Genomic DNA, 22,871 nt, shown 5'->3' with positions numbered 1-22,871 from the left:
TTGATTAACGGGTGGTGGAGCCGCGAACGATTAATTCGCCAGAAAAGACCTGCTCATAAACGGTGTCATTACCGCCTTCGATACGCTTTACGACTTGCTCGAGAGCAGCGTAACCAATCTGCCAGGTTGGCTGTTTAAGCGTGGTGATACCAACGCCTGCAAGCTCTGCCCATTCGAGTTCATCAAACCCCAGTAGGCCAATATCGGAGCCCCAGTGCAGGCCGATGCGGCGCAGAGAACGGGCGACTTGAAGCGTCAGCGCGCCGTTTGCGGAAATCACCGCTTTGCGCATACCTCGATGGGTGGAATGGAACTGGCGCAGCGTGTTATCCATCAAATCCGCTTCGTGCAGCGGCACTTCGGCGTTTTCGGCGACAATCCCAGGATAGCGTTTCAGCGTGGCGTGGAAAGCGTTCAGGCGCTCGCGGCGAGTGTTGACGGTGCCGAGCGGTTCGCTGAGAAACATAATCGCTTCAAAGCCTTGTTCCACAAGGTGTTCCGTGGCGGTGGTGGCGGCTTGCGTGTTATCCAGCCCGACCACATCGCAGGCAAAATCAGGGATTTTGCGGTCAATCAGCACCATCGGTAGCGCGGATTGTTGCAGGCGATTTAACCCTTCTTCGCGCATACCCACGGCGTTCACTACGATGCCTTCCACCTGATAGCTATGCAGCAAATCCAGGTAATGTAGCTCCTGATCCACTTCGTTATTGGTGTTACAGACCAGCGGCGTAAAGCCTTTTTCACGGCAGGCCGCTTCTATGCCGCTTAGAACATCGACAGAGTAGGGGTTGGTGATATCGGCGATGATCAGGCCAATTAAGCGTGTGCGCCCACGTTTCAGGCCGCGAGCCATCTGGCTTGGACGGTAATCGAGTTCAGCAATGGCGGTTTCGATACGCAAACGTAAGTCGTCAGACAGGACATTTTGCTCGCCGTTAAGATAGCGGGAAACACTGGTTTTACCGGTCTTTGCCGCTCTTGCGACGTCGCTTATCGTTGGGCGCGCTGCCTTGCTGATCATGGTTTTCTCCGAAAGGTTTCAGGCTGGAGAGTAACACATTTTGCAGCTGAATCTGGCTGTGTGCACGGTAAGCAAAAGATTGTCCTGTATCACCCTCATACTGTCCGTTTTTGGTATTAGCAACTACGCTAACCCTTGTCACAATGGGTTCACACCCAGTGATAAGGAGTCCGAAAATGTCCCGTTCCGCTCTGATTAATATCGACACGCAGCAATCATTTTTCCATCGTGACTACTGGCAAGAAGATGACTTTCCGGCATTCCAGCAAGCCATTTCACAGTTAATTTCAGGCTGTCAGGATTTGAAAATACCGGTGGTGGATATCTTCCATGTTGACGACGAAGGCCCGTTCTCACTGGCTTCCGGCTATGTAAAAGCGATGCCTTTCTTGCAACATCATGCCGATGTGGCGTTCCAGAAACACGTGCACAACGCATTTACCGATACTGGCCTCGATCTTTGGCTGCGCCAACGTGACATTAACCACCTGATTATCTGCGGTATTCGTACCGAACAATGTTGCGAAACCACCACGCGGGTGGCGTCTGATTTGGGTTATCGCGTTTCATTTGTTAGCGAAGCGATGCTCACCTTCCCGATGAGCTGGAAAGGGATTACGCTGGATACGCAAACTCTGCGCCATCGCACGGAAACCGTGCTGGCAGGGCGTTTTGCGCAAATTCAAACCGTTGCCGAGTGCCTGGAGTCTTTATCGTGAGTATTGGGGTCTGGTTCGTTGTATTGCCTGGTGTTTTGTCACTCGACTTAACCGGCCCTGCGGAAACGCTGGTGTTGGCAGGCGACGCGTTTCATCTGCATTTCATCGGCCCGGACCCACAAGTTTCTACCTCCATTGGACTCAATTTTTCGGGTATCGAACCGCTGCCGGAAAGTTTCCCGGCAGGCAGTTTGCTAGTGTTGCCGGGCGTTTGCGATTCAAATCGCTATTTTGATACGCCACAGGCTGAAGCGGTGCGCCGTTGGCTGACGCGCCTACAACCGCAAATTCATAGCCAGCAACTCAATTTAATGTGCGTCTGTTCCGGCTCGCTGCTGGCTGCGAAAGCGGGGCTGATAAATGGCGTGCAATGCACCACCCACCACGATGTGCTGGCAAGATTGCGCGCAGCAGCGCCCACCGCGCAGGTAAAAGAAAACCGCATTTTTGTCGAAGACCGGGGCATCTGGACCAGCGCCGGAATTACCTCCGGGATTGATCTCTCGCTGCATCTGATTAACCGCTATTGCGGCCCGAAAGCCGCACTCGACGTGGCGCGTGAAATGGTGGTGTGGTTTCGCCGTTCGGGTGATGACCCGCAATTATCGCCCTGGCTGCGTTATCGCAACCATATCCACCCGGCCGTGCATCGAGCGCAGGATTTGTTGTCAGCCGCACCGGAATCGGCGTGGGATGTGCAGGAAATTGCCGACAAAGTTCACGTTAGCTCACGCCATTTATCACGGCTTTTTCAACAGCATTTGGGGATTTCAGTGCGGGATTATCTCGAGCAGTTGCGCCTGGCAGTCGCCGAACAGCGCTTATTGCAAGGGCAACGCATGGAGCAGGCGGCCATAGCTGCTGGTTTTTCTTCGCCCCGCCAGTTGCACCGTGCCCGTGCCAGGAATGCTTAGCTCACCCATTTTCGCGTATCCAGCCGCTGTAATCCCATGGACAGCAGCAAACTTCCAGCGAGTGTTGCGCCGAAAATCCACAAAATATCGAGGACCGGCGAGCTGGTTAGCTGGTAACCGTGAGTGCGCAAGAAGTGAATAATTAACGCATGGAAGCCGTAAATCCCTAGCGAATGCTGAGAAATTAAAGCCAAACCCGGCAATGGACTGTTATTAAGGCAGTTTTTTACCACGACCAATAAACTAATCGCCGCGATAAACACCAGAGGCCCGCAATAAACATAGAAAGTATCGGCAAAATTACCGTTCACTTCTAACTGGTGGCGGGTACCGGTAGAAATTGAAAAGATACACAGCGCAAACAAGCCTGCTGCCAGCCCGCTAATCCAGCGCTTATCCGTTTCCAGCATGCCAATTGCTCGGCCCAGTAAGCCATACAGCACGTAATAAAACGTGTCGCCGCGAATATATAAATTAATCGGCAGCCATTTCACCCCGCCCAGCGTCTGCGGCACGGTATTCGGGTTGGCGATTACGCCCAGCAAAACCATCAGCCCGAGGATCACCGTCGCGTTGACTTTCTTCACTTGAATCAACGGCGAAAGCAGGTAAATCACCATGATCGCAAAGAAAAACCATAAGTGATAAAACACCGGTTTTTGCAGGATGTAGCGCAGGGAAAGCCCGGCGTTAATTGGCGTGAAGAGTTTGATGTAGATAAGCGCAATCACGCTGTAAAACAGTAAGCATGTGACGATGCGCAAAAAGTGGCGTTGTTGTGCGCTGCGCTCACCAAAAAACAGATAACCTGAAATCATGAAGAACAGTGGAACGCTGACGCGAGAAGCCGAATTGAGTACGTTCGACAAATCCCAACTAAATGGCGTGACAATATTTGCGTTAGTGATGTACCAGGTTGTGGTGTGGATCATGACCACCATAAGGCACGCAATCCCGCGTAAATTATCAATCCAGTTAATTTTCTGCTGCATTCGTTCCTCTGGTGTTTTAAGCGGGTATTAATCTGAGTTTGCGTAAACACCCTTGTAAGGTGTCATGCGGGTTTGCAGAATGCTCAATACCTGTTAATTATTGAATAACAGAAAAGATTTTAACTTACAGATAACTAATGATGATGCCAAAAATAAAAAATAGCCGCTGGGCTCTCGTTTTTTGCGTTCTGTTATTGAGCGCTTGCAGTACACCAGAGCAACAACCGCAATACGCGCAAGTCGCACAACACCCTATTGTTGAAGGTGATGCGATGATTGAAACCTGTCGGCAGGAAGCTGCATATCGTTATAACACCCGCGAGCAACAGATTAGCGTTGTCGATTTTAAGCAGTATCAGGGTAGTTATGAGATTCAAGGCAGCACTGTTCGCCGAGAAGGGTTTACCTGCTCATTCGACGAAAGTGGTCAATTCTTACACCTTTCGACGACATAAAGCCGCAACACAAGGCAAACAGCCGGATATTACGCGTGTATTCAGGCTGTATATCTTGCACTCAACAGGTATACTGGCCGCTTCCCTTTTTAACCCTCTCGAACGCGTGCGAAATCAACATGCAAAAGTTTGATACCAAGACCTTTCAAGGCCTGATCCTGACTTTACAGGACTACTGGGCGCGCCAGGGCTGCACCATTGTTCAACCTTTGGACATGGAAGTCGGCGCCGGCACCTCTCACCCAATGACCTGCCTACGGGCTTTAGGGCCAGAGCCGATGGCGACTGCATATGTGCAGCCATCTCGCCGTCCTACCGATGGACGTTACGGTGAAAACCCGAACCGCTTACAGCACTACTATCAGTTCCAGGTGGTGATCAAGCCTTCTCCTGACAACATTCAGGAGCTGTACCTTGGGTCGCTTAAAGAGCTGGGTATGGACCCAACTATTCATGACATTCGCTTCGTAGAAGACAACTGGGAAAACCCAACGCTGGGTGCCTGGGGTCTGGGCTGGGAAGTGTGGCTCAACGGCATGGAAGTGACTCAGTTCACCTACTTCCAGCAAGTTGGCGGCCTTGAATGCAAACCGGTTACCGGTGAAATCACCTACGGTTTAGAGCGTCTGGCTATGTACATCCAGGGCGTAGACAGCGTTTACGATCTGGTCTGGAGCGACGGCCCGCTGGGTAAAACCACTTATGGCGACGTGTTCCACCAGAACGAAGTTGAGCAATCAACTTACAACTTCGAACACGCCGATGTGGACTTCCTGTTCTCCTGCTTCGAGCAGTATGAGAAAGAAGCGCAGAACCTGCTGGCGCTGGAAAGTCCACTGCCACTGCCTGCTTACGAACGCATTCTGAAAGCTGCGCACAGCTTTAACCTGCTTGATGCCCGTAAGGCCATCTCGGTTACCGAGCGCCAGCGCTACATTCTGCGTATTCGTACTCTGACTAAAGCCGTGGCCGAAGCCTATTACGCTTCTCGTGAAGCGCTTGGCTTCCCGATGTGCAATAAGAACAAATAAGAGGCTGCCATGTCTGAAAAAACTTTCCTGGTGGAGATTGGCACTGAAGAGCTGCCACCAAAAGCCCTGCGCAGCCTGGCTGAATCCTTTGCTGCAAACGTTACTGCGGAACTGGATGCGGCTAACCTCGCTCACGGCGAAGTAAAATGGTTTGCAGCCCCACGCCGTCTGGCCCTGAAAATTTCTAATCTGGCGGAGTCTCAGCCTGACCGTGAAGTTGAAAAACGTGGCCCGGCTATCTCTGCGGCATTTGACGCAGAAGGCAAACCAAGCAAAGCCGCTGAAGGCTGGGCTCGTGGTTGTGGCATCACGGTTGATCAGGCTGAACGTCTGGCGACCGACAAAGGCGAATGGCTGCTGTACCGTGCGCACGTTAAAGGTGAAAGCGCGCAAGCCCTTCTGCCTGCGATGATTGCCACCGCGCTGACCAAATTGCCGATTCCAAAACTGATGCGTTGGGGCGATAACAACACACAATTCGTGCGTCCGGTTCACACTGTGACCCTGCTGTTGGGTGACGAAGTGATTCCAGCGAACATTCTGGGTATCGCATCTGACCGTGTGATTCGTGGCCACCGCTTTATGGGCGAGCCAGAATTCACCATCGACAATGCCGATCAATACCCTGAAATTCTGTTCACCCGCGGCAAAGTCATTGCCGACTACGAGCAGCGTAAAGCGGTTATCAAAGAAGGCGCTGAAGAAGCGGCTCGCAAAATTGGCGGCAACGCTGACCTGAGCGAAAGCCTGCTTGAAGAAGTGACTTCTCTGGTTGAATGGCCGGTGGTTCTGACCGCGAAATTCGAAGAGAAATTCCTCGCCGTTCCTGCGGAAGCGCTGGTTCACACCATGAAAGGTGACCAGAAGTACTTCCCGGTTTACGACAACGACGGCAAATTGCTGCCGAACTTTATCTTTGTTGCCAACATCGAGTCGAAAGACCCGATTCAGATTATCTCTGGTAACGAGAAAGTTGTGCGTCCACGTCTGGCCGATGCCGAGTTCTTCTTCAACAGCGACCGTAAAAAGCGTCTCGAAGACAACTTGCCGCGTCTGGAAACCGTTCTGTTCCAGCAACAGCTCGGTACGCTGCGCGACAAAACCAACCGCATCGAAGCCCTTTCAGGCTGGATTGCTGGCCAGATTGGCGCAGACGTGAACCACGCAACGCGCGCCGGTTTACTGTCTAAATGCGACCTGATGACCAACATGGTGTTCGAGTTTACCGACACCCAGGGCGTGATGGGCATGCACTATGCGCGTCACGACGGCGAAGCCGAAGACGTCGCGGTTGCGCTCAACGAGCAGTATCAGCCGCGCTTTGCGGGTGATGCACTGCCGTCTAACCTGGTGGCCTGTGCTGTGGCAATCGCCGATAAAATGGATACCCTCGCGGGCATCTTCGGCATTGGCCAGCATCCGAAAGGCGACAAAGACCCGTTTGCTCTGCGTCGTGCAGCCCTTGGTGTTCTGCGTATCATCGTTGAGAAAAACCTGCCGCTTGATCTGCAAACTCTGACCGAAGAGGCCGTGCGTCTTTACGGTGATAAGCTGACCAACCAGAAGGTTGTCGACGAAGTCATCGACTTTATGCTGGGCCGTTTCCGCGCCTGGTATCAGGAAGAGGGCCACAGCGTGGATACCATCCAGGCCGTGTTGGCTCGCCGTCCAACCAAACCAGCAGATTTCGATGCGCGCATGAAAGCCGTTTCGCACTTCCGTACCCTGGAAGCGGCGTCAGCTTTGGCCGCTGCGAACAAGCGTGTTTCCAACATTCTGGCGAAGTCAGACGAAACGCTGCAAGACCACGTGCGTGCTTCGGTTCTGAAAGAAGCGGAAGAAATGGATCTCGCCCGTCAGTTGGTTATCCTGCGCGATAAACTGGAGCCATTCTTCGCTGAAGGCCGCTACCAGGAAGCGTTAGTAGAACTGGCTGCGCTGCGTGAACCGGTCGATAAATTCTTCGACAAAGTGATGGTTAACGCAGAAGACAAAGAGCTGCGTATTAACCGCCTGACGCTGCTTTCCAAACTGCGTGAGCTGTTCTTGCAGGTTGCGGATATTTCTCTGCTGCAATAAGTTCTCTGCTGTTTTAACGAACCCGCTCCGGCGGGTTTTTTTTCGCCAACTATTTACTCTTTCTTATCAATGCACTAGCAGCCGACCCACGTCTGGGTGTCTAAAGTAAAAATTAGCAAAACCGATAATGAATAAAAGAACATTCATTCCTACAGGCGCGCTACACATAATGAAAAATATCAAAGTCATCACGGGGATCATCATCACGCTGAGCATTTTCAGCGTGTTATTGCTGGTCACCGGCTCGCTGTATTACTCCTCTGTTAGTAACGACCGGCAGAACTTCCAGAACACCGGGCTTCTAAACTATCAACAACAGCAATTAGGCGGCAGTTTCCAGACGCTGGTGCAAACGCGTGTCACCATCAACCGGGTTGCCATTCGGATGCTGAAAAATCAGCGTGATCCTGCGGCACTGGAAGCAATGAATAAGCTACTGGCAGGTGCGACGCTCTCACTTAGTGACGCAGAGAAATACTTTAGAAATTATAAAGAATCACCGCATGTTGATGGCCAGGATGAGTCCATCGACAACCAGGCCGAGGTGCGTTACCAGAAAATGTACGAGGTGCTGAAACAATCTATCGAGTTCTTGCGTGCGGATAACTACGAAGCCTACGGAAACCTCGAAGCACAGCAGGCGCAGGACGACATGAAAGCGGTTTATGACCAATGGCTGACACAGAACACTGCGCTGCTACAGGCGGCGAGTGAAGAAAACCAGAGCAGCTTCACCAATATGCAGTGGACGCTTGGGACGATTCTGCTGATTGTGATTGCGGTAATCGTATTGATTTGGTTGGGTTTACAACGTGTACTGCTGCGCCCATTACAAGGCGTGATGGAGCATATTAGCGCCATTTCGGAAGGCGATCTGACTCGTCGCATTGATGCCGAAGGGCGTAGTGAGATGAGCAAACTTGCGGCTGGTCTGAATGCTATGCAGCAATCTCTGGTTCGTACCGTAAGCACAGTGCGTGACAACGCTGATTCTATCTACACTGGGGCGAGTGAAATCTCGGCTGGCAGCAGCGATCTGTCATCCCGAACTGAACAGCAAGCAGCCTCTTTGGAAGAGACTGCCGCCAGTATGGAACAGCTTACCGCTACGGTGAAACAGAACACCGACAACGCACGCCAGGCGACACATCTTGCGAAGAACGCCTCGGATACTGCGTTAAAAGGTGGTCGAGTGGTGGACAGCGTGGTTAACACCATGAACGAAATTGCTGAAAGCTCTGAGAAGATTGTTGATATCACCAGCGTTATCGATGGTATTGCGTTCCAGACCAATATTCTGGCGCTAAATGCGGCAGTAGAAGCGGCTCGTGCGGGTGAGCAGGGACGTGGTTTTGCCGTGGTGGCAGGGGAAGTCCGAACGCTTGCCAGCCGTAGTGCCCAGGCCGCAAAAGAGATTAAGGTGCTGATTGAGAACTCGGTTTCCCGAATTGATACAGGTTCAAATCAGGTTCGTGAGGCTGGCGATACGATGAAGGAAATTGTCTCGGCTGTGACCCGTGTTACTGACATTATGAGCGAGATTTCATCGGCATCTGATGAGCAGAGCAAGGGTATCGAACAGGTGGCGCAGGCGGTTTCAGAAATGGATAGTGTGACTCAGCAAAACGCCTCGCTGGTGGAGGAATCGGCTGCCGCCGCGTCTGCACTGGAAGACCAGGCCAGCCAGTTGCGTCAGGCTGTTGCCGTGTTCCGAATAGAGCAAAATTCCAGGCAAGAAATTATACCTCCAGCCCGAGCACCACGTATAAAACCAACATCGTTGAAGCAGCAACCTGCAAGCTCTGATGCAAATTGGGAAACGTTCTGAGTCGCACTATAAACGACAAACCCAGGCCAATGAATTAGGGGAAACACCGGGAGTTGGTTCCCGAAGGGATGCCAAACCCGGTGGTCGCCCCGGATATCTTGCTCTTAAACTAATGGTGCTAGCCCTATACGGGTTTTTTTATGATTCAGCGAACCACGAGTACTGAGCATTTTGCATGGCGAACTACGGCGGCGGCGTTTGAGCCAAGAAGATAGGTAGACATGCTTGGGCGGTGGGAGGCCAGAATAATCACATCGGCGTCAATGTCATCGGCCAGTTGGAGAATATGATCTTTCGGCGAACCGCTCAGAACATGCTTTTCAATCCGATCTTCAGGCAGGTTAAATTTAGCCACTATTTCGCTCAGCGATTCCATGGCGGCAGCTTCCCTTTCCCTGGCATCGGGTGCAATCGAGGTATAGCCCAGGCCGTAAGCGGCAAAATAGGTATAGTCAGGGATGACGGCCAGGAAGTGGATCGTGGCATCGTCCTGCTTTGCATACCCTTCTACATGAGGGATAACCTGCTGTGTCAGCTCAGTTTCGGAAATATCGATGGGAACCAGGATTTTCTTAGACATACAACCTCCTTTTGCTTTACGTGTTAATAACCCTCTTTAAGTTATGGATTAGATTTGTGATTACGGGAGTGACACAGGTCAGATTTTCGAGCATTGCCGTTTCGTTTCATACTATTTACGTAGCCTTCAGAAACGACAAACCCCGCTCAGGCGGGGTTTTGGTTAACAATTTTGGGACAAGGCAATCAGGGTACAAAGTACAAAATCATTCCATCAACTGCTTACTGATCGTTGGATTCGCTTGCATTAAGCGCATCAACTTCAGCTCGGTATTGGAGGGTCTGAGTCGTTTTGATTCCCACTCCTGTACCATTGAAACACTCACACCCATTGCGCGGGCGAAATCATCAATCTTAAGCCCGGTACTTTTTCTAAGTTGTTCAAATTCAGAAAATGCATTGGGCTTATCATTAAGTGCCATCGTTTGATGCTTATCTTTAAAAACAATCTGCTCAAGGTTACTTAGCAGCTCAAACATTGGATCTTTATATTCCATCGAGAACTCCTCATAAATCACACATCGACCTCGTGAACGGTAAGAAGCCTATTAAGAGTAGTTGGAAAAAAAGCGTGCCGATGGTTTTCAGGCTAACTATTTTCTTGCTGCGTCAGGCTTATGCGTTTCAGCAAAAAAACTAAGCGGCATAACGAATTGAAAAGCCTGTGATGAGCGGGCTTGAGTATAAATTTGTAAATGGTTATGCATTTTACGCAAAACGGCGGGACTGGCCCGCCGTGCTTATAGATTTTTCCATCATGCTTTTTGCGTAACTTTATCCAGCTCGTGGTTATTGGCGCGGTTCTCTGCCAATGTGCGCTGGCCCGCCCAGGATTTCACCATCAACGCGGTGGCGGAAAGTAGTGCCGGAATTGCCAGTAGCATGAAAATAGTTTTGAACGACAGTTCAGCTTGCATCAGGAATGCGCCACTAAACGCCCCAAGAATTCCGCCGAAACGTCCCAGCCCTAACATCCACGCCACGCCAGTCGCACGCCCTTGCGTGGGGTAAAAACCTGCCGCTAGCGCAGGCATCGACGATTGTGCGCCATTCATAATAGTGCCTGCGATAAACACCATCACGCCCATCAGCACCAGGCTAGAGGTGGAGAAACCGACCAGGCAGACGAACAGCCCAGTCAGCAAATATCCCACCGCGACGACTTTATTTGGGTTCAGCTTGTCCATCAGCGCACCAATAATCAGCACGCCAATGCCGCCGCCGAGCGGGAACAGCGCGGTGATAATCGACGCCTGACTGAGCGTTGCGCCGGTTTCACGAATCAGCAGCGGCAGCCAGCTGGTCAGGAGATAGAAAATCAGCAGGCCCATAAAATAGGTCAGGCACAGCATTAAGGTTCCCACCAGATATCGTGGCGAGAAAATCACGCCCAGCGCGGTTTTATCTTTGATATGACCGCCGACTTCGTTAAGCACGAAGCGCAGGTTTTCGCCTGATGGCAGCGGGGCAATGCGTTTTAAAATCGTGGCGATATCTTTCTGCTGCTTGTTTTTTACCACCAGATAACGTGCGGATTCAGGTAGCCAAATCATCAGCACCACTGAAAGAATGAGTGGCATCACGCCGCCCAGCACCAGTACGCTCTGCCAGCCGTAATGCGGGATCATCCATGCGGAGACAAAGCCACCCATTGAAGAACCAATCGGGAAGCCGACAAACATCAGGTTCACCAGCAGTGCGCGTTTACGTTCCGGTGCATATTCTGACATCAGCGTTGCTGCGTTTGGCATTGCCGCACCCAGACCAAGCCCGGTGAGGAAACGCAGGAGAGCGAGTGATGTCAGACTGGTAGCAAATGCTGTCAGCAGGCTAAAACCACCGAATACCAGAATCGACAACACCAACACTTTTTTTCGCCCGATGCGGTCAGCCATTGGCCCGGCGGTTAACGCACCCACCGCCAATCCGACCAATGCCGCACTCATCACCGGGCCAAGGTCAGATTTCTGCACGCCCCATTCCTGCACCAGATCAGAGGCGATAAAACCAATAATCGCGGTATCGAAGCCGTCCAACGCCACCGTAATGAAACAGAGGATAAGGATCATCCACTGATATCTGGAAAACTTATTATTGTTAATAAATGCCTGAATATCTGTCGTTGTTGTCTTTGTCATAAGGCACGTCCTGAAGGATGCTGAGGTGTTCGATTATCGAACAATGATTCGTTAATCGTTCGTTAAATCAAACCACTCAGCAAGCGTTTGGGCAATCAATCGTCAGGTGTTTGTGTGCGATTATCGTACTGATTAAGCGGGTATCAGTAGCGACAATGAATTTAACCGTTAAATATTAATAGGTTGAGATTGGCTTTCCGGCGACAGGATGTCACCGGATTTGTGAGGGGCTTAACAATCAAGCAACATTTACTTTTATGCTGCGGTTTCAATCACCATTAACAATTGCCCGGCATGAACCTGGTGGCCCTGCTGGCGCTGGAAGGTGCGAATAACGCCATCAACCGGCGAGGTAATCGGGATTTCCATTTTCATCGACTCCAGAATGCCAATGGTTTGCCCGGCTTTCACCTGCTCGCCTGGCTCAACCAGCCATTGCCACACGCTTCCGGCGACCTGGCTTTCCACTCCGCAACAGGAGTCGGGAATGAACTCGTCGTTGGTCGGAGTTTCATCAAGTGCGCTGTCAAATGTGAATTGCCCCTCCGCCCGCCAGCGCGCCAGTTCCCCATCAAACGCGTGTTGGCGTTGCTGCTGGAAGGTGTCGATAGTTTCGGCTTCTTGCTCAAGCATTTGCTGATACGCATCGAGGCTAAATTCCCCGTCCTCAATGCGCAGCGGATAGTCGCCCCACGGGAAACGCTCGCGGATTTCCAGCAACTCTTCGGCACTGACTTCGTAAAAGCGAATCTGGTCAAAGAAGCGCAGCAGCCACGGTTTGGTGAACACTTCGGTATGGCGGTCGCGGTTCCACATTTGCAGGGTTCGCCCGATAAACTGATATCCGCCTGGCCCTTCCATGCCGTAAACGCACATATATGCGCCGCCAATGCCGACTGAGTTTTCCGCAGTCCAGGTGCGCGCCGGGTTGTATTTGGTGGTGACCAGGCGGTGGCGCGGATCAAGCGGCGTGGCGACGGGTGCGCCCAGGTAAACATCCCCCAAACCCATCACTAAATAGCTGGCGTCAAAGACGATTTTTTTCACCTCTTCAATGGAGTCCAACCCATTAATACGGCGAATAAATTCGATGTTGCTCGGGCACCACGGCGCTCCGGGGCGAACCGACTGAGTGTAGCGGGTGATGGCTTCGCGGCAGGCGGCATCGTCCCAGCTTAGCGGCAGCCAGACGGTACGCGATGGCACTTTGGCGTTCTGCAAATCGGCCAGCGCGTGATCGGCGGTGATAATCGTTTCCAGTAATTGCTGGCGCGGGCAAAGGTGATTGTCGAAATGAATTTGTAGCGAACGGATGCCCGGCGTCAGTTCCAGACGGCCTTCCTGCGGATGTGTTTCCAGCCGCTGCATCAGCGCGTGGACGCGAAAACGCAGCGCGATATCCAGCACTTGTTCGCCGTATTCCACCAGTAAAAAGCGATCCCCCGCCGCGCGGATGGTGACGGACGGCATGCCGTTGTTGGCGGGATCGTGATAGAGGATTGGCGATTGAGCTGGGCGGTCATCCAGACTCACTGCCACAAACTCAATTGTGTCCCCGGCTTTAAGCTGCCCGAGCTTCCACAAATCATCGCTAATTACTGTTGCCGGGCAAACAAAGCCGCCGAGCGATGGGCCGTCCGGGCCAAGGATCACCGGCATGTCGCCGGTGAAATCCACGGTGCCAAAAGCATATGCATTGTCATGAATATTCGATGGGTGCATTCCTGCTTCACCGCCATCGCTGCGTGCCCAGGTCGGTTTTGGGCCAATCAGGCGAATACCGGTGCGGCTTGAGTTGTAATGTACCTGCCAGCGGGCGGCAAAGAACTCCTCAATATCTTGCGCGGTGAAAAACTCCGGTGCGCCGTGCGGGCCGTAAACCACGCGCAGTTGCCAGTTATTGCTGAGCACTGGGTACTCTTCTGCGGCAAGCGACGCGGCGGTGCGGTGCTCGGCGGCGGCAAGATGCAGCACATCTCCGGCACGTAAAGCGCGCCCGGCATGGCCGCCAAATTTACCCAGCGTAAAGGTGCTGCGGCTGCCGAGATATTGCGGGCAATTCAGCCCACCCGCCAGCAGCAAATAGCTGCGGCAACCCGCGCCGATAATATCGCCGAGCGTTAAAACTTGCCCCGCGTTGGCATTGACGACCACACCCGTTGAAACCGTTTTATCATCCAGCTTTGCGGCAATTTCAGCACCGGTTAGTACGAATGCACACGGTTGATTAAAGCGCAGCGTCGGGCCGCGTAAGGTGATTTCCAGGCCAGCGGCTTGTGCGTCGTTGCCCAACAATTTATTGCCGACGTTAAAGGCACGGTTGTCGAACGGGCCGGAAGGAGGCACGCCGACATGCCAGTAACCGCTGCGCCCTGGCGCGTCTTGTATCGTGGTCATGGTGCCGCCGGTTAATACATCCAGCGTCGCAGGTTGCCAGTTCACTTTTCCGAGCGTGGCGGTAATCACTCGCCCTTGCTGCACTTCTGGCAAAGTCAGTAAATATCGCAGCCAGTTGAGGTTGGTTTCAATGCCATACAGCGATGTTTGCTGCAAAGCGTTTGAAAGTGAGCTTAGCGCCTGCTCACGCGAATCGGCATGAACGATCACTTTTGCCAGCATCGGGTCATAAAACGGCGAGACTTCACAGCCCGTCGCCAGCCAGTGATCGACGCGAAGCCTTGCGCCGTCGACCGCTTGCGGGAATATCACTTCGCTTAACAGCCCAGCCACCGGCTGGAAGTTCTTCGCCGGATCTTCGGCATACACGCGCACCTGAATCGCATGGCCTTGCGGCGAGGTGCGCAAAGATTCTAATGTGGGCAGCTGATTTGCACCCAGCGCCACCATCCAGCTCACAATATCCACGCCGTAAACCATCTCGGTCACGCCATGTTCTACCTGCAAACGCGTGTTCACTTCAAGGAACCAGAATTGCTCGCTGATGTCGTCGTAAACGTATTCCACCGTTCCGGCGCTGCGATAATTTACCGCGCTGCAAAGCTCGACCGCCGTGCGGTGCAGGGCGCTGCGGGTCGCGTCAGATAATCGCGGCGCGGGAGTTTCTTCAATCACTTTTTGGTTGCGGCGCTGTGCCGAGCAATCACGTTCGCCCAGTGCGATAACGTTGCCCGCCCCGTCGCCAAAAACTTGCACTTCGATGTGGCGAGCGTGAGCGATAAATTTCTCTAAAAAGACGCCATCGTCGGAGAAGTTGTTGCCTGCGAGGCGTTTTACACGGGTAAACGCTTCGTTCAATGCCAATGCGTTATCGCAACACTGCATGCCAATTCCGCCGCCGCCCGCAGTGCTTTTCAGCATCACCGGATAGCCAATGCGGTTTGCTTCTTCCAGCGCGACATCCAGCGAAGTCAGCAGGCCACTGCCAGAAAGCAGCGGAACATGGTTCAACTCTGCCAGTTCACGGGCGCGATGTTTAAGGCCGAAAGCCGCCATTTGTTCAACGCTCGGGCCAAGGAACACGATGTTTCCACTGTCGCAGCGCTCGACAAAACTGGCATTTTCACTCAGAAAACCGTAACCCGGATGCACCGCTTCCGCGCCGCTTTCCTTGAGGATCGCAAACAGTTTGTCCTGGTTGAGGTACGTTTCGCGCACGTTGCCGTCGCCTAATGAGAAGGCGAGATCGGCCTGGCGCACGTGTTGGGAGTGTTTGTCGGCTTCGGCATAAACCGCAATCGCGGTGATGCCCATTTGCTGCAAAGTGCGGATGATACGCACCGCAATCGCGCCACGGTTGGCAATCAAGACTCGTTTAAACATAACCGGTTTCTCAGGCTCGCAGGTCGTCCTGCTGTCAATTCGGGCGCTGGAGTGCGGGCCGTCCCGCAGCGCTAAATGATTACCAGACGGCGACTTCAATCGGCGTTGGGTTGTAACCGTTGCAAGGGTTGTTGAGCTGCGGGCAGTTGGAGATCAGCACCAGAACGTTCATTTTCGCCACCAGTTCGACGTATTTTCCCGGTGCTGAAATGCCATCGGCAAACTGCAACCCGCCTTCTTTAGTGACCGGAACGTTCATAAAGAAATTGATATTGTGGGTGATATCGCGGCGCGTCAGGCCATATTCCGGGTGCTGCGCCACGGCGAGCAGCCAGCTGTCGCGGCAGGCGTGCATATAGCGTTTTTCTAATGAGTAACGCACGGTGTTGCTTTCGGTGGCGCAGGCCCCGCCGAGGGTGTCGTGGCGGCCACAGGTATCGGCCACAATGTCCAGCATAGGGCGGTCTTCGTTCGAGCGTAAAACGCTGCCACTGGTGAGGAAAACGTTGCGCTGGCCGCGCAGTGTGTCGGTTACGCTATAGCGTTCGGCGGTGTCGTCGGCGTTATAAAACAGCGTATCCGCCGCCTGGTTGCCTTCCAGATCGGTAATGCGCAGTGTCTGGCCTTCTTGCAGGCGATAAACCCAGTAATCTCCGGCGTGTACCGTGGTGCGCAGGTTTGCGGTTTCTGTATGGCGTGGGCTTTCAGTCAGCATCCGCAGGCTCCTTCAGTCAGGATATAAAGTTCGTTGTTATGCAGGCCACGGCAGTTTTCTTCACGTTGCAGGCAAATTTCTGGCAGCGGTTGGCGGGTGGAATCCAGTTGAATGCCGAGCGCCTGGCGCGGGTAAGTCATTGCCTCGTTCAGCGGATGCGGGCAGGTATGCAGAATCACTAAGGTGTCCATCGCAAAACGCAGCGTGACGGATGCGCCCGCAAGGCCCTGCTGTTCCAGTTTTAAATCGCCATCGTCGCTGGCGGTGACTCTGGCGAAAAAGTTGATATTGGCCGCCATGTCGCGTTTGCCGAGACCATATTTCGCCAATTCAATCAGGAAGCTGTCGTAGCCGTTTTGGTGGCGTTCGTTGTGGGCCTGTTGGTAATCCAGTGCGCCGAATTGCTGTGCGATTTGCGTTGCGTTGCTGCTGCCGCAGACGGTCTCATGCCAGCCGAAACTGTCTTGTTCGATGCCGCAGAAAATGCGCCCCATATCGGAATACAGGCAGTGCCCGGTGGTGAGGCGGAAGGTGTGCTGGCATTTCAGGGTGTCCGGCGCGTTATAGCGCTCCAGCAGGTTTTCCGGGTTGTAAAACAGGGCGGCAGCGTTCACACCACCGCTGATGTCGGTGAGCGTGAGCGCGGTGCCACGGCGCATGATCAGCGACCAGTGGCTGCCCGCGGGGAGTTCGGTTTGGTAGGTCATGTTTGGCTCCTTAGTTCAGGCGACTTTACGTTCGGGTTCGGCATCCACCGCGCTGGCGGGTTTCTTATCAAGTGGGATATCGTAGGTAATGCTCGCACCCCAGCGGTCCGGTGCTTGCGGGTCGTGGCGCACTTTGTCGAACACCCACAGACGTGAACCGAGCGAAAACCCTTCTTTCAGGTCATGCGTAATCATGAAAATGGTCAGGCGGTGGCGCTCCCACAAATCGCTGATCAGCAAATGCATTTCGTTGCGAATGCCGGGGTCGAGTGCGCCAAAAGGTTCATCAAGCAGCAGAATGCGTGGTTGTTTCATCAGTGCCTGAGCCAGCGCCAGGCGTTGCTGCATGCCGCCGGAAAGCTGGTGCGGGTATTTGTTTTGTGCGGGCAACAGGCCAACCTGGTCGAGCATAGCGCGGGCGCGTTCACGAATTTCCTGGCGCTTCTTGCCCCACACGCGCCCCAGCCAGCGGGCGGTGCTGAACTCCTCGGCCAGCATCACATTGCCAATTACCGTGAGGTGCGGAAACACCGAGTAGCGCTGGAAAACCACGCCACGCTGGGCATCCGGTTCTTGCGAGATAGGTTTGCCATCAAGTAAAAATTGGCCTTTGGTGGCGGATTCCGTCCCGAGCAGCATCTTCAGAAAGGTGGTTTTCCCGCAGCCTGACGCGCCAACAATCGAGACAAATTCCCCTTCTTCAACGCTGACATTCAGCCGTTCCAGCACTACCTGGTCGCCGTAGTGCTTTTCGATATTTTTCAGTTCGAGCAACGCCATAGCGCCTCCTTATTTTGCGTAGTACCACGGGAAGCAGCGGCGATTAACCACGCGCAGCAGCAGGTCGAGGGTGAAAGCGAGCAGCGTAATCCACGCCACGTAAGGCAGAATCACGTCCATCGCCATGTAGCGGCGCATCAGGAAGATGCGATAACCCAACCCTTCGGTGGCGGCGATGGCTTCGGCGGCAATCAGGAACAGCCAGGCGGAACACAGCGACAGACGCACCGCATCAATCAGGCGCGGCAACAGTTGCGGCAGCACCACGCGCCAGAGAATTTGCGCGCTGTGGCCGCCCAGCGTCTGGGCTTTTACCATTTGCTCGTGGGGAATCGCCTGCACCTGAAGCTGCAAATCGCGCACGATAAACGGCGTAATACCGATGACAATCAGCACCACTTTCGAGACTTCACCTAACCCAAAGGTGATGAATAAAATCGGTAAAATCGCCAGCGGCGGGATTAGCGCAATCAAGGTGATCAGCGGGGAAAGCACCGAGCGAACCACCGGGAGTGCGCCGCAAAACAGGCCGAAAACCAGCGCCAGAAAGGCACTCAGCCCAACGCCTGTCAGCAAACGCAGCAGACTTGCGGCGCTGTCTGTCCAGAACAGATACTCGCCCGTACGCGGGCTTGGCGTGAACGCCATGCGGTCAATAGCCGCCCACATCGCATCAAATCCCGGCAGCAGTTTGTCGTAGCTGTTCGCCGCAAGGCGGGCATCAGAAGACACCAGGTAAAAGAAAATCACCGCGACTAATGGCAAGGCGCCCATCAGCACACGGGTCATTGGCTGAGGGTGGTAGTTAATGATTTTGCGCATCGGGCACCTCCGGTTTACAGCGCGTTGCTGACGACGAGGCGAAGAAACTCGTCGGTGAAGCGCAGTTTGGTGTTGTTGGTATCGCCCCAGTTTCCGGCTGGTGTCGCTACGCCGACCACATCGGCTGACGGCGCGGCCTCGCCCAATAAACCGTGTTTAAAGGAGAATTCTGCGACCATCTGCATGGTGGCTTTCAGTTGCGGGCTGTCGGTGAAATCGAGCGCCAGTTTCGGATCGCTGAATAAATGCGTGGCGGCGAGCTGGGCGTCGAACCCGGCTAAATCGGTGCCTGCGGCCTGGCCCATTTGCGTGCGAGCGGTTTTGGCGGTTTCCGATTCCCCCTGCATCACTTTCAGCGTTTCAAACCACGCGCCGGTCAAGGCTTTGCCAAGTTCCGGGTGGGCTTTCAGGGTTTCGGTGTTCACCACTAACAGGTCGAGAATTTCGCCGGGGATTTGGGCAGAAGAGAACAAGAGTTTGGCGTTGGGCTGTTTCTGCGCTTCGGCTAACAGCGGGTTCCAGGTGACGATGGATTTCACGTCCGGCGTGGTAAATGCCGCGACCAAATCCGCATCGGCGGTGTTTACGACTTTCACATCACGCTCGCTGAGGCCCGATTTTTCCAGCGCACGAGCGAGTAAATAGTGGGAAACCGAAAGCTCGACGAGGTTAATCGGCTGGCCTTTTAGCTCAGCGATAGATTTGGCGGATTTGGAAAGAATGCCGTCGTTGCCGTTGGAGTAGTCGCCAATAATCAGCGCGGTGCTGTCGACGCCGCCGGCTGCGGGAATGGTCAGCGCGTCCATGTTGGTCATGGTGCAGCCGTCAAATCCACCGGCGGTGTATTGGTTCACCGATTCGATATAGTCGTTAACCTGCACGAACTTAATATCAATGCCGTATTTATCGGCCCATTTTTTGACGATGCCGCTTTGCTGGGCGTAATCCCACGGCATCCAGCCTGCGTAGATAGACCAGCAGAGTTTAAATGAGGGTTTTGCGGCAAAGCTGCTGACACTAAACAGCGCGAGTGCGGCAAACAAGATTCCACGGTGGCAAGCTTTAAGCATGGTGGTTCCTCTGACGGTTGCGGAAAAAGGTGCAGGAGGGCGGCGCGCAATGGTCGCTTATCCTCCCGGGCTTTTGTCCCGCCGTGTAACCGCCAGAGGGCGGTCGATCACTCTCGGACCAGCATCTTTCGACCGGAACCCTAGTGATCCATTACCAAATTGTATAGCGACATCGGTTGCCCGTATCACCCCTGCATCCAGATATCAGCAAGATGAATGCCAGGTGTGAAAAATAGATAATTTATCTATTTATTACAGAGGATTAACCTACATTTAGAGGTGTGCACAATTGAAGGGAAATGTGCCAATAAGGTGCAGATTAGCGTATGAAAATGCACCATTTCAGCGCAAATCTGCCTGAAAGAGATTGTTGTGAAAGGGTATCTTGCAAAGTCAGGTTGGACTATCCTTAGCAGCATTATTGGGTGCGCATTTGCGTATTTGCATTGAATGGTGAAGGAGTAGAAAAGATGGCGACAGGTAATTCCTGGTCACGCTGGTTTGCGCCGCTTGCGGCAATTTTAATGGTGGTGAGTCTGAGTGGCTGTTTTGATAAAGAAGGCGATCAACGTAAAGCGTTTATCGATTTCTTACAAAACACAGCGATGCGCAGCGGTGAACGCCTGCCAACGCTGACAACCGATCAGAAAAAGCAATTTGGTCCACTGGTTTCTGATTACGCGATTTTGTATGGCTTTGCCCAACAGGTAAACCAGGCAATGGATGACGGCATGAAGCCAGTCGCTGACAGCGTAAACAGCATTCGTGTACCACAAGATTATATGACTCAGCGCGAACCTCTGAGCCAGGCTAACGGTTCACTGAACGTGTTAGGCCAACAAGTGCAAAATGCCAAAATGCAGGCAGACAGCGCTCGTTCCACCTTAAAGCAGCCTGACGATTTGAAAGTTGTTTACGACAAGGTTTATCAGAAAGTGGTTACTGCTCCGGCAGACGCTATGGCTCCACTGATCCCTGCGGCACAAACTTTCACAGCACAACTGGTGCAAGTGGGTAACTTCATCCAGCAGCAGGGCACTCAAGTTGGCTTTACTGCAGGTGGCATTCAGTTCCCAACCTCACAGCAGGCAAGCCAGTACAACTCGCTGATTGCTCCGCTGACTTCACAGCATCAGGCGTTTATGCAGGCTTATTCAGCCGCTCAAACTTCAATGCAGTAATTGCTGTTTTCCCCGTCGAAAGACGGGGAATATTCTCCCGCTTTAGCATTCCACATCCGCGCTTAATTCCTACCCAGGGTACAAATTTGTCATAAATTTGACACCACCTGATGCTGTTCATAAACTCGTCATTAACTGTTCGTTATGAGGAGTTCTCATGCCAAATACAATGTCCCAAAAGACTGCCCGAGAAGGGTTAAGCAACCCTGAGCTTTTTGAAGGCGGCGTTTACGTCACGAAAAACGGTGTCGCGGAACTCTTTGTTCAGACAGCAGCAGAGCGCCAGTTGGAAGAGGCTGAACGCCTACGTGAGCGCCAGAGCAACGCGCTATTAAAACTGGTGATGAAGGCTAAGCTCGAGGTGACAGAAGGGAAAACGGTTTCGCCTGAAGCGGCCCTCCAACGACTCCGTTCCGCAAGGAAATAAACAGAGAGTATAAAGTGAAGGAACACAACATTGTACTTACCGAAACTGCGGTGAAAAGCCTCCAGGATATTGAATTCTTTAAGTCACAATTTATCGGTGTGGAAGCTGCGGGAACGTTTATTGAATTGCTGTTGTTACGTTCGGTTGCGGCTATTTCAGAGGACCTAAGCCGATATCGTATAAACGGTACTCTCGCGGACAAAGGTGTCAGGATTCGTGAGTGGCTGGATGTGGAAAATGAATATCGTTGTTTTTATGATGACAGCAACCATTCTGAAATCGGCATTTTACTCTATGCAAGCATGAAGGAAGATTTCGAATCGGCGCTCTATCGCCACAATGTTATTTACTGAGTTTACCCCTACTCTGAGCGTCCAGACCGCAGATGGCCTGAGCTCCAGCCCTTCGGACGGCTAAAATAAACCTTGTTATTCACTGCTGTTATATGAGTTAATGCATTCATCGGTTTGAAGCACAGACCCTTAAGCAGTTTAGTAGCGCAGTCCTCAAAGAGTTATCATAGATACCCTTCGACGTGATCTACCTTCCTTTATCGCTTTAAAAATCTGTAAAACATTCCAATTGCGCCGGAAGGCAAATTTAATTTAAAAGGTAATATCTATGTCTAACAAAATGACTGGTCTCGTAAAATGGTTCAACTCTGACAAAGGCTTCGGCTTCATCACTCCTGACGATGGCTCAAAAGACGTGTTCGTACACTTCTCTGCTATCCAGATTGATGGCTACAAGTCTCTGGACGAAGGCCAGAAAGTGTCTTTCACCATCGAAAGTGGTGCTAAAGGCCCAGCTGCTGGTAACGTAACTAACCTGTAAGGTTAACGTTAGCAAAGCTAAGAATTTAAAAACCCGCCTCGGCGGGTTTTTTCGTATCTGGGGTTTATTTCCCAAAAAGTCTTCGGGAATTATCTTCGATCTTCCCCAGCAGTCGCCGTTTCTGCATGGTTCGTGTCCAGCTCACGGATAGCCCCGCAGCCGAAAGTAACCGGTGATACTGCTCATCATCAAATGGCATATGCCATGCTGTCGCAATCGCTTCTGCGACCGTCACATCACTAACGCGAGAAACCAGCTCAAGCGGTGATTCCGTCGATACATTTCCCGCCATTACGACCCGATAAAGCCAGCCGCAATAACCTGTTTCCTGCATCAAAGAAGACATATCGTTAATGCCAAAATGGTAATTCAGCTTGAAGCAGGGTGAGCGCGGTTGCGTGACCTGAATCAGTGCTTCTCCCCAACGGAAAATATCGCCGATATAGACATCTTTTTCTGTCAGGCCTTCGGTCGATAAGTTTTCACCGTAGGCAGGAGCGGTGAAAAGCTCAGCTTGTTCGGGGAATTCACGCGCCCAGTGAAGATAATGTTCACGTGGGTAGTGGCATAACGCGCGATCCGGCCTGCCATGAATAACTTTTTCAGCCTGCTGATCGCCTTCAAGGCCCAGTTCGGTGAGTTTAAGTTCACCATCGACCTGATATTTGGCGATAGCACTCGGCCTACTGCCCTGATATTCACGAATCTTGCCGATATAAACGTTTAGCGCATAGTGCATCTGAACCTCCCTGCAACAGACATAAAAAAAGCGAGCCATCAGGCTCGCCTCTCGTCA

Annotated in this window: 22 protein-coding genes and 1 riboswitch; of the genes, 10 read left to right on the top strand and 12 right to left on the bottom strand. The window is 52.7% G+C overall.

From position 1 onward, the window contains the following. Nucleotides 1–4: 4 nt before the first annotated feature. Nucleotides 5–1,024, bottom strand: coding sequence for a LacI family DNA-binding transcriptional regulator (locus GC128_RS07250; RefSeq protein WP_151993742.1), 1,020 nt, complete (start codon nucleotides 1,022–1,024; stop codon nucleotides 5–7). Between the two features lie 176 nt (nucleotides 1,025–1,200). Between GC128_RS07250 and GC128_RS07245 the strand changes: the two genes are divergently transcribed. Together GC128_RS07245 and GC128_RS07240 are read left to right on the top strand one after the other, a co-directional pair. Continuing rightward, nucleotides 1,201–1,743, top strand: a complete 543-nt coding sequence (locus GC128_RS07245; RefSeq protein WP_151993741.1) for an isochorismatase family protein — start codon at nucleotides 1,201–1,203, stop codon at nucleotides 1,741–1,743. Further along, nucleotides 1,740–2,657, top strand: coding sequence for a GlxA family transcriptional regulator (locus GC128_RS07240; protein ID WP_151993740.1), 918 nt, complete (start codon nucleotides 1,740–1,742; stop codon nucleotides 2,655–2,657). Before GC128_RS07245 ends, GC128_RS07240 begins: the two co-directional genes overlap by 4 nt. On the opposite strand, the gene GC128_RS07235 is transcribed toward GC128_RS07240, so the two are convergent. After that, nucleotides 2,654–3,649, bottom strand: coding sequence for an acyltransferase (locus GC128_RS07235; RefSeq protein WP_151993739.1), 996 nt, complete (start codon nucleotides 3,647–3,649; stop codon nucleotides 2,654–2,656). The genes GC128_RS07240 and GC128_RS07235 overlap by 4 nt on opposite strands. A gap of 137 nt (nucleotides 3,650–3,786) precedes the next feature. Between GC128_RS07235 and GC128_RS07230 the strand changes: the two genes are divergently transcribed. The 4 genes from GC128_RS07230 (at nucleotide 3,787) to tcp (ending at nucleotide 9,042) form a co-directional block, all read left to right on the top strand. Next, nucleotides 3,787–4,104: a YsaB family lipoprotein gene (locus GC128_RS07230; protein ID WP_226812018.1), complete on the top strand. Its 318-nt coding sequence runs from the start codon at nucleotides 3,787–3,789 to the stop codon at nucleotides 4,102–4,104. 119 nt (nucleotides 4,105–4,223) lie between these two features. Beyond that, on the top strand, nucleotides 4,224–5,135 hold the full coding sequence (gene glyQ, locus GC128_RS07225; RefSeq protein WP_151993738.1) for a glycine--tRNA ligase subunit alpha: 912 nt from the start codon (nucleotides 4,224–4,226) through the stop codon (nucleotides 5,133–5,135). 9 nt (nucleotides 5,136–5,144) lie between these two features. Next, on the top strand, nucleotides 5,145–7,214 hold the full coding sequence (gene glyS / locus GC128_RS07220) for a glycine--tRNA ligase subunit beta (RefSeq protein ID WP_151993737.1): 2,070 nt from the start codon (nucleotides 5,145–5,147) through the stop codon (nucleotides 7,212–7,214). 169 nt (nucleotides 7,215–7,383) lie between these two features. Further along, nucleotides 7,384–9,042, top strand: coding sequence for a methyl-accepting chemotaxis citrate transducer (gene tcp, locus GC128_RS07215; RefSeq protein WP_151993736.1), 1,659 nt, complete (start codon nucleotides 7,384–7,386; stop codon nucleotides 9,040–9,042). Between the two features lie 145 nt (nucleotides 9,043–9,187). Here the strand turns inward: tcp and uspF are convergent, their stop codons facing one another. The 9 genes from uspF to GC128_RS07170 form a co-directional block, all read right to left on the bottom strand. After that, nucleotides 9,188–9,622 carry a universal stress protein UspF gene (gene uspF, locus GC128_RS07210; protein ID WP_151993735.1) on the bottom strand — a complete coding sequence of 145 codons (435 nt, stop codon included), beginning with the start codon at nucleotides 9,620–9,622 and terminating at the stop codon, nucleotides 9,188–9,190. Nucleotides 9,623–9,827: 205 nt separating this feature from the next. After that, entirely contained in the window at nucleotides 9,828–10,118 is a 291-nt protein-coding gene (locus tag GC128_RS07205) for an HTH-type transcriptional regulator (protein ID WP_151993734.1), read from the bottom strand. 258 nt (nucleotides 10,119–10,376) lie between these two features. After that, entirely contained in the window at nucleotides 10,377–11,759 is a 1,383-nt protein-coding gene (locus GC128_RS07200) for an MFS transporter (protein ID WP_151993733.1), read from the bottom strand. 255 nt (nucleotides 11,760–12,014) lie between these two features. Next, on the bottom strand, nucleotides 12,015–15,539 hold the full coding sequence (locus tag GC128_RS07195) for a 5-oxoprolinase/urea amidolyase family protein (RefSeq protein WP_151993732.1): 3,525 nt from the start codon (nucleotides 15,537–15,539) through the stop codon (nucleotides 12,015–12,017). A 79-nt stretch (nucleotides 15,540–15,618) separates the two neighbouring features. Continuing rightward, nucleotides 15,619–16,254: an urea amidolyase associated protein UAAP2 gene (locus tag GC128_RS07190; protein WP_151993731.1), complete on the bottom strand. Its 636-nt coding sequence runs from the start codon at nucleotides 16,252–16,254 to the stop codon at nucleotides 15,619–15,621. Next, nucleotides 16,248–16,961, bottom strand: a complete 714-nt coding sequence (locus GC128_RS07185; protein WP_151993730.1) for an urea amidolyase associated protein UAAP1 — start codon at nucleotides 16,959–16,961, stop codon at nucleotides 16,248–16,250. Before GC128_RS07185 ends, GC128_RS07190 begins: the two co-directional genes overlap by 7 nt. Nucleotides 16,962–16,976: 15 nt before the next feature. Continuing rightward, a complete protein-coding gene (locus GC128_RS07180; protein WP_151993729.1) occupies nucleotides 16,977–17,741 on the bottom strand; it encodes an ABC transporter ATP-binding protein in 765 nt (254 codons plus the stop codon). Between the two features lie 9 nt (nucleotides 17,742–17,750). Then, nucleotides 17,751–18,563, bottom strand: coding sequence for an ABC transporter permease (locus GC128_RS07175; protein ID WP_151993728.1), 813 nt, complete (start codon nucleotides 18,561–18,563; stop codon nucleotides 17,751–17,753). Nucleotides 18,564–18,577: 14 nt separating this feature from the next. Then, nucleotides 18,578–19,633, bottom strand: a complete 1,056-nt coding sequence (locus GC128_RS07170) for a putative urea ABC transporter substrate-binding protein (protein ID WP_151993727.1) — start codon at nucleotides 19,631–19,633, stop codon at nucleotides 18,578–18,580. 60 nt (nucleotides 19,634–19,693) lie between these two features. After that, nucleotides 19,694–19,788: riboswitch (guanidine-I (ykkC/yxkD leader) on the bottom strand. Nucleotides 19,789–20,103: 315 nt separating this feature from the next. On the opposite strand from GC128_RS07170, the gene GC128_RS07165 reads away from it, so the two are divergent. The 4 genes from GC128_RS07165 (at nucleotide 20,104) to cspE (ending at nucleotide 22,075) form a co-directional block, all read left to right on the top strand. After that, a complete protein-coding gene (locus GC128_RS07165; RefSeq protein WP_151993726.1) occupies nucleotides 20,104–20,814 on the top strand; it encodes a DUF3053 domain-containing protein in 711 nt (236 codons plus the stop codon). Between the two features lie 157 nt (nucleotides 20,815–20,971). Then, the gene (locus GC128_RS07160) at nucleotides 20,972–21,241 is read left to right on the top strand and encodes a hypothetical protein (protein WP_151993725.1); all 270 of its coding nucleotides are present in this window, start codon (nucleotides 20,972–20,974) and stop codon (nucleotides 21,239–21,241) included. Nucleotides 21,242–21,255: 14 nt separating this feature from the next. After that, nucleotides 21,256–21,594: a hypothetical protein gene (locus GC128_RS07155; RefSeq protein ID WP_151993724.1), complete on the top strand. Its 339-nt coding sequence runs from the start codon at nucleotides 21,256–21,258 to the stop codon at nucleotides 21,592–21,594. Between the two features lie 268 nt (nucleotides 21,595–21,862). Next, nucleotides 21,863–22,075, top strand: coding sequence for a transcription antiterminator/RNA stability regulator CspE (gene cspE / locus GC128_RS07150; RefSeq protein ID WP_034460397.1), 213 nt, complete (start codon nucleotides 21,863–21,865; stop codon nucleotides 22,073–22,075). Between the two features lie 64 nt (nucleotides 22,076–22,139). Here the strand turns inward: cspE and yiiM are convergent, their stop codons facing one another. Then, nucleotides 22,140–22,814 carry a 6-hydroxyaminopurine reductase gene (gene yiiM / locus GC128_RS07145; protein WP_151993723.1) on the bottom strand — a complete coding sequence of 225 codons (675 nt, stop codon included), beginning with the start codon at nucleotides 22,812–22,814 and terminating at the stop codon, nucleotides 22,140–22,142. Nucleotides 22,815–22,871 lie beyond the last annotated feature (57 nt).

Source organism: Buttiauxella massiliensis (assembly GCF_902500225.1).
GTDB classification, from domain to species: domain Bacteria; phylum Pseudomonadota; class Gammaproteobacteria; order Enterobacterales; family Enterobacteriaceae; genus Buttiauxella; species Buttiauxella massiliensis.
This window is presented reverse-complemented; position numbering and strand designations above follow the sequence as displayed.

What these genes read in the sequence shown, in the direction of transcription:
- GC128_RS07250 (WP_151993742.1), bottom strand. Translation starts at nt 1,024, where the DNA reads ATGATCAGCAAGGCAGCGCGCCCAACGATAAGCGACGTCGCAAGAGCG.
- GC128_RS07245 (WP_151993741.1), top strand. Translation starts at nt 1,201, where the DNA reads ATGTCCCGTTCCGCTCTGATTAATATCGACACGCAGCAATCATTTTTC.
- GC128_RS07235 (WP_151993739.1), bottom strand. Translation starts at nt 3,649, where the DNA reads ATGCAGCAGAAAATTAACTGGATTGATAATTTACGCGGGATTGCGTGC.
- GC128_RS07230 (WP_226812018.1), top strand. Translation starts at nt 3,787, where the DNA reads ATGATGATGCCAAAAATAAAAAATAGCCGCTGGGCTCTCGTTTTTTGC.
- glyQ (WP_151993738.1), top strand. Translation starts at nt 4,224, where the DNA reads ATGCAAAAGTTTGATACCAAGACCTTTCAAGGCCTGATCCTGACTTTA.
- glyS (WP_151993737.1), top strand. Translation starts at nt 5,145, where the DNA reads ATGTCTGAAAAAACTTTCCTGGTGGAGATTGGCACTGAAGAGCTGCCA.
- tcp (WP_151993736.1), top strand. Translation starts at nt 7,384, where the DNA reads ATGAAAAATATCAAAGTCATCACGGGGATCATCATCACGCTGAGCATT.
- uspF (WP_151993735.1), bottom strand. Translation starts at nt 9,622, where the DNA reads ATGTCTAAGAAAATCCTGGTTCCCATCGATATTTCCGAAACTGAGCTG.
- GC128_RS07205 (WP_151993734.1), bottom strand. Translation starts at nt 10,118, where the DNA reads ATGGAATATAAAGATCCAATGTTTGAGCTGCTAAGTAACCTTGAGCAG.
- GC128_RS07200 (WP_151993733.1), bottom strand. Translation starts at nt 11,759, where the DNA reads ATGACAAAGACAACAACGACAGATATTCAGGCATTTATTAACAATAAT.
- GC128_RS07195 (WP_151993732.1), bottom strand. Translation starts at nt 15,539, where the DNA reads ATGTTTAAACGAGTCTTGATTGCCAACCGTGGCGCGATTGCGGTGCGT.
- GC128_RS07190 (WP_151993731.1), bottom strand. Translation starts at nt 16,254, where the DNA reads ATGCTGACTGAAAGCCCACGCCATACAGAAACCGCAAACCTGCGCACC.
- GC128_RS07185 (WP_151993730.1), bottom strand. Translation starts at nt 16,961, where the DNA reads ATGACCTACCAAACCGAACTCCCCGCGGGCAGCCACTGGTCGCTGATC.
- GC128_RS07180 (WP_151993729.1), bottom strand. Translation starts at nt 17,741, where the DNA reads ATGGCGTTGCTCGAACTGAAAAATATCGAAAAGCACTACGGCGACCAG.
- GC128_RS07175 (WP_151993728.1), bottom strand. Translation starts at nt 18,563, where the DNA reads ATGCGCAAAATCATTAACTACCACCCTCAGCCAATGACCCGTGTGCTG.
- GC128_RS07170 (WP_151993727.1), bottom strand. Translation starts at nt 19,633, where the DNA reads ATGCTTAAAGCTTGCCACCGTGGAATCTTGTTTGCCGCACTCGCGCTG.
- GC128_RS07165 (WP_151993726.1), top strand. Translation starts at nt 20,104, where the DNA reads ATGGCGACAGGTAATTCCTGGTCACGCTGGTTTGCGCCGCTTGCGGCA.
- GC128_RS07160 (WP_151993725.1), top strand. Translation starts at nt 20,972, where the DNA reads ATGCCAAATACAATGTCCCAAAAGACTGCCCGAGAAGGGTTAAGCAAC.
- cspE (WP_034460397.1), top strand. Translation starts at nt 21,863, where the DNA reads ATGTCTAACAAAATGACTGGTCTCGTAAAATGGTTCAACTCTGACAAA.
- yiiM (WP_151993723.1), bottom strand. Translation starts at nt 22,814, where the DNA reads ATGCACTATGCGCTAAACGTTTATATCGGCAAGATTCGTGAATATCAG.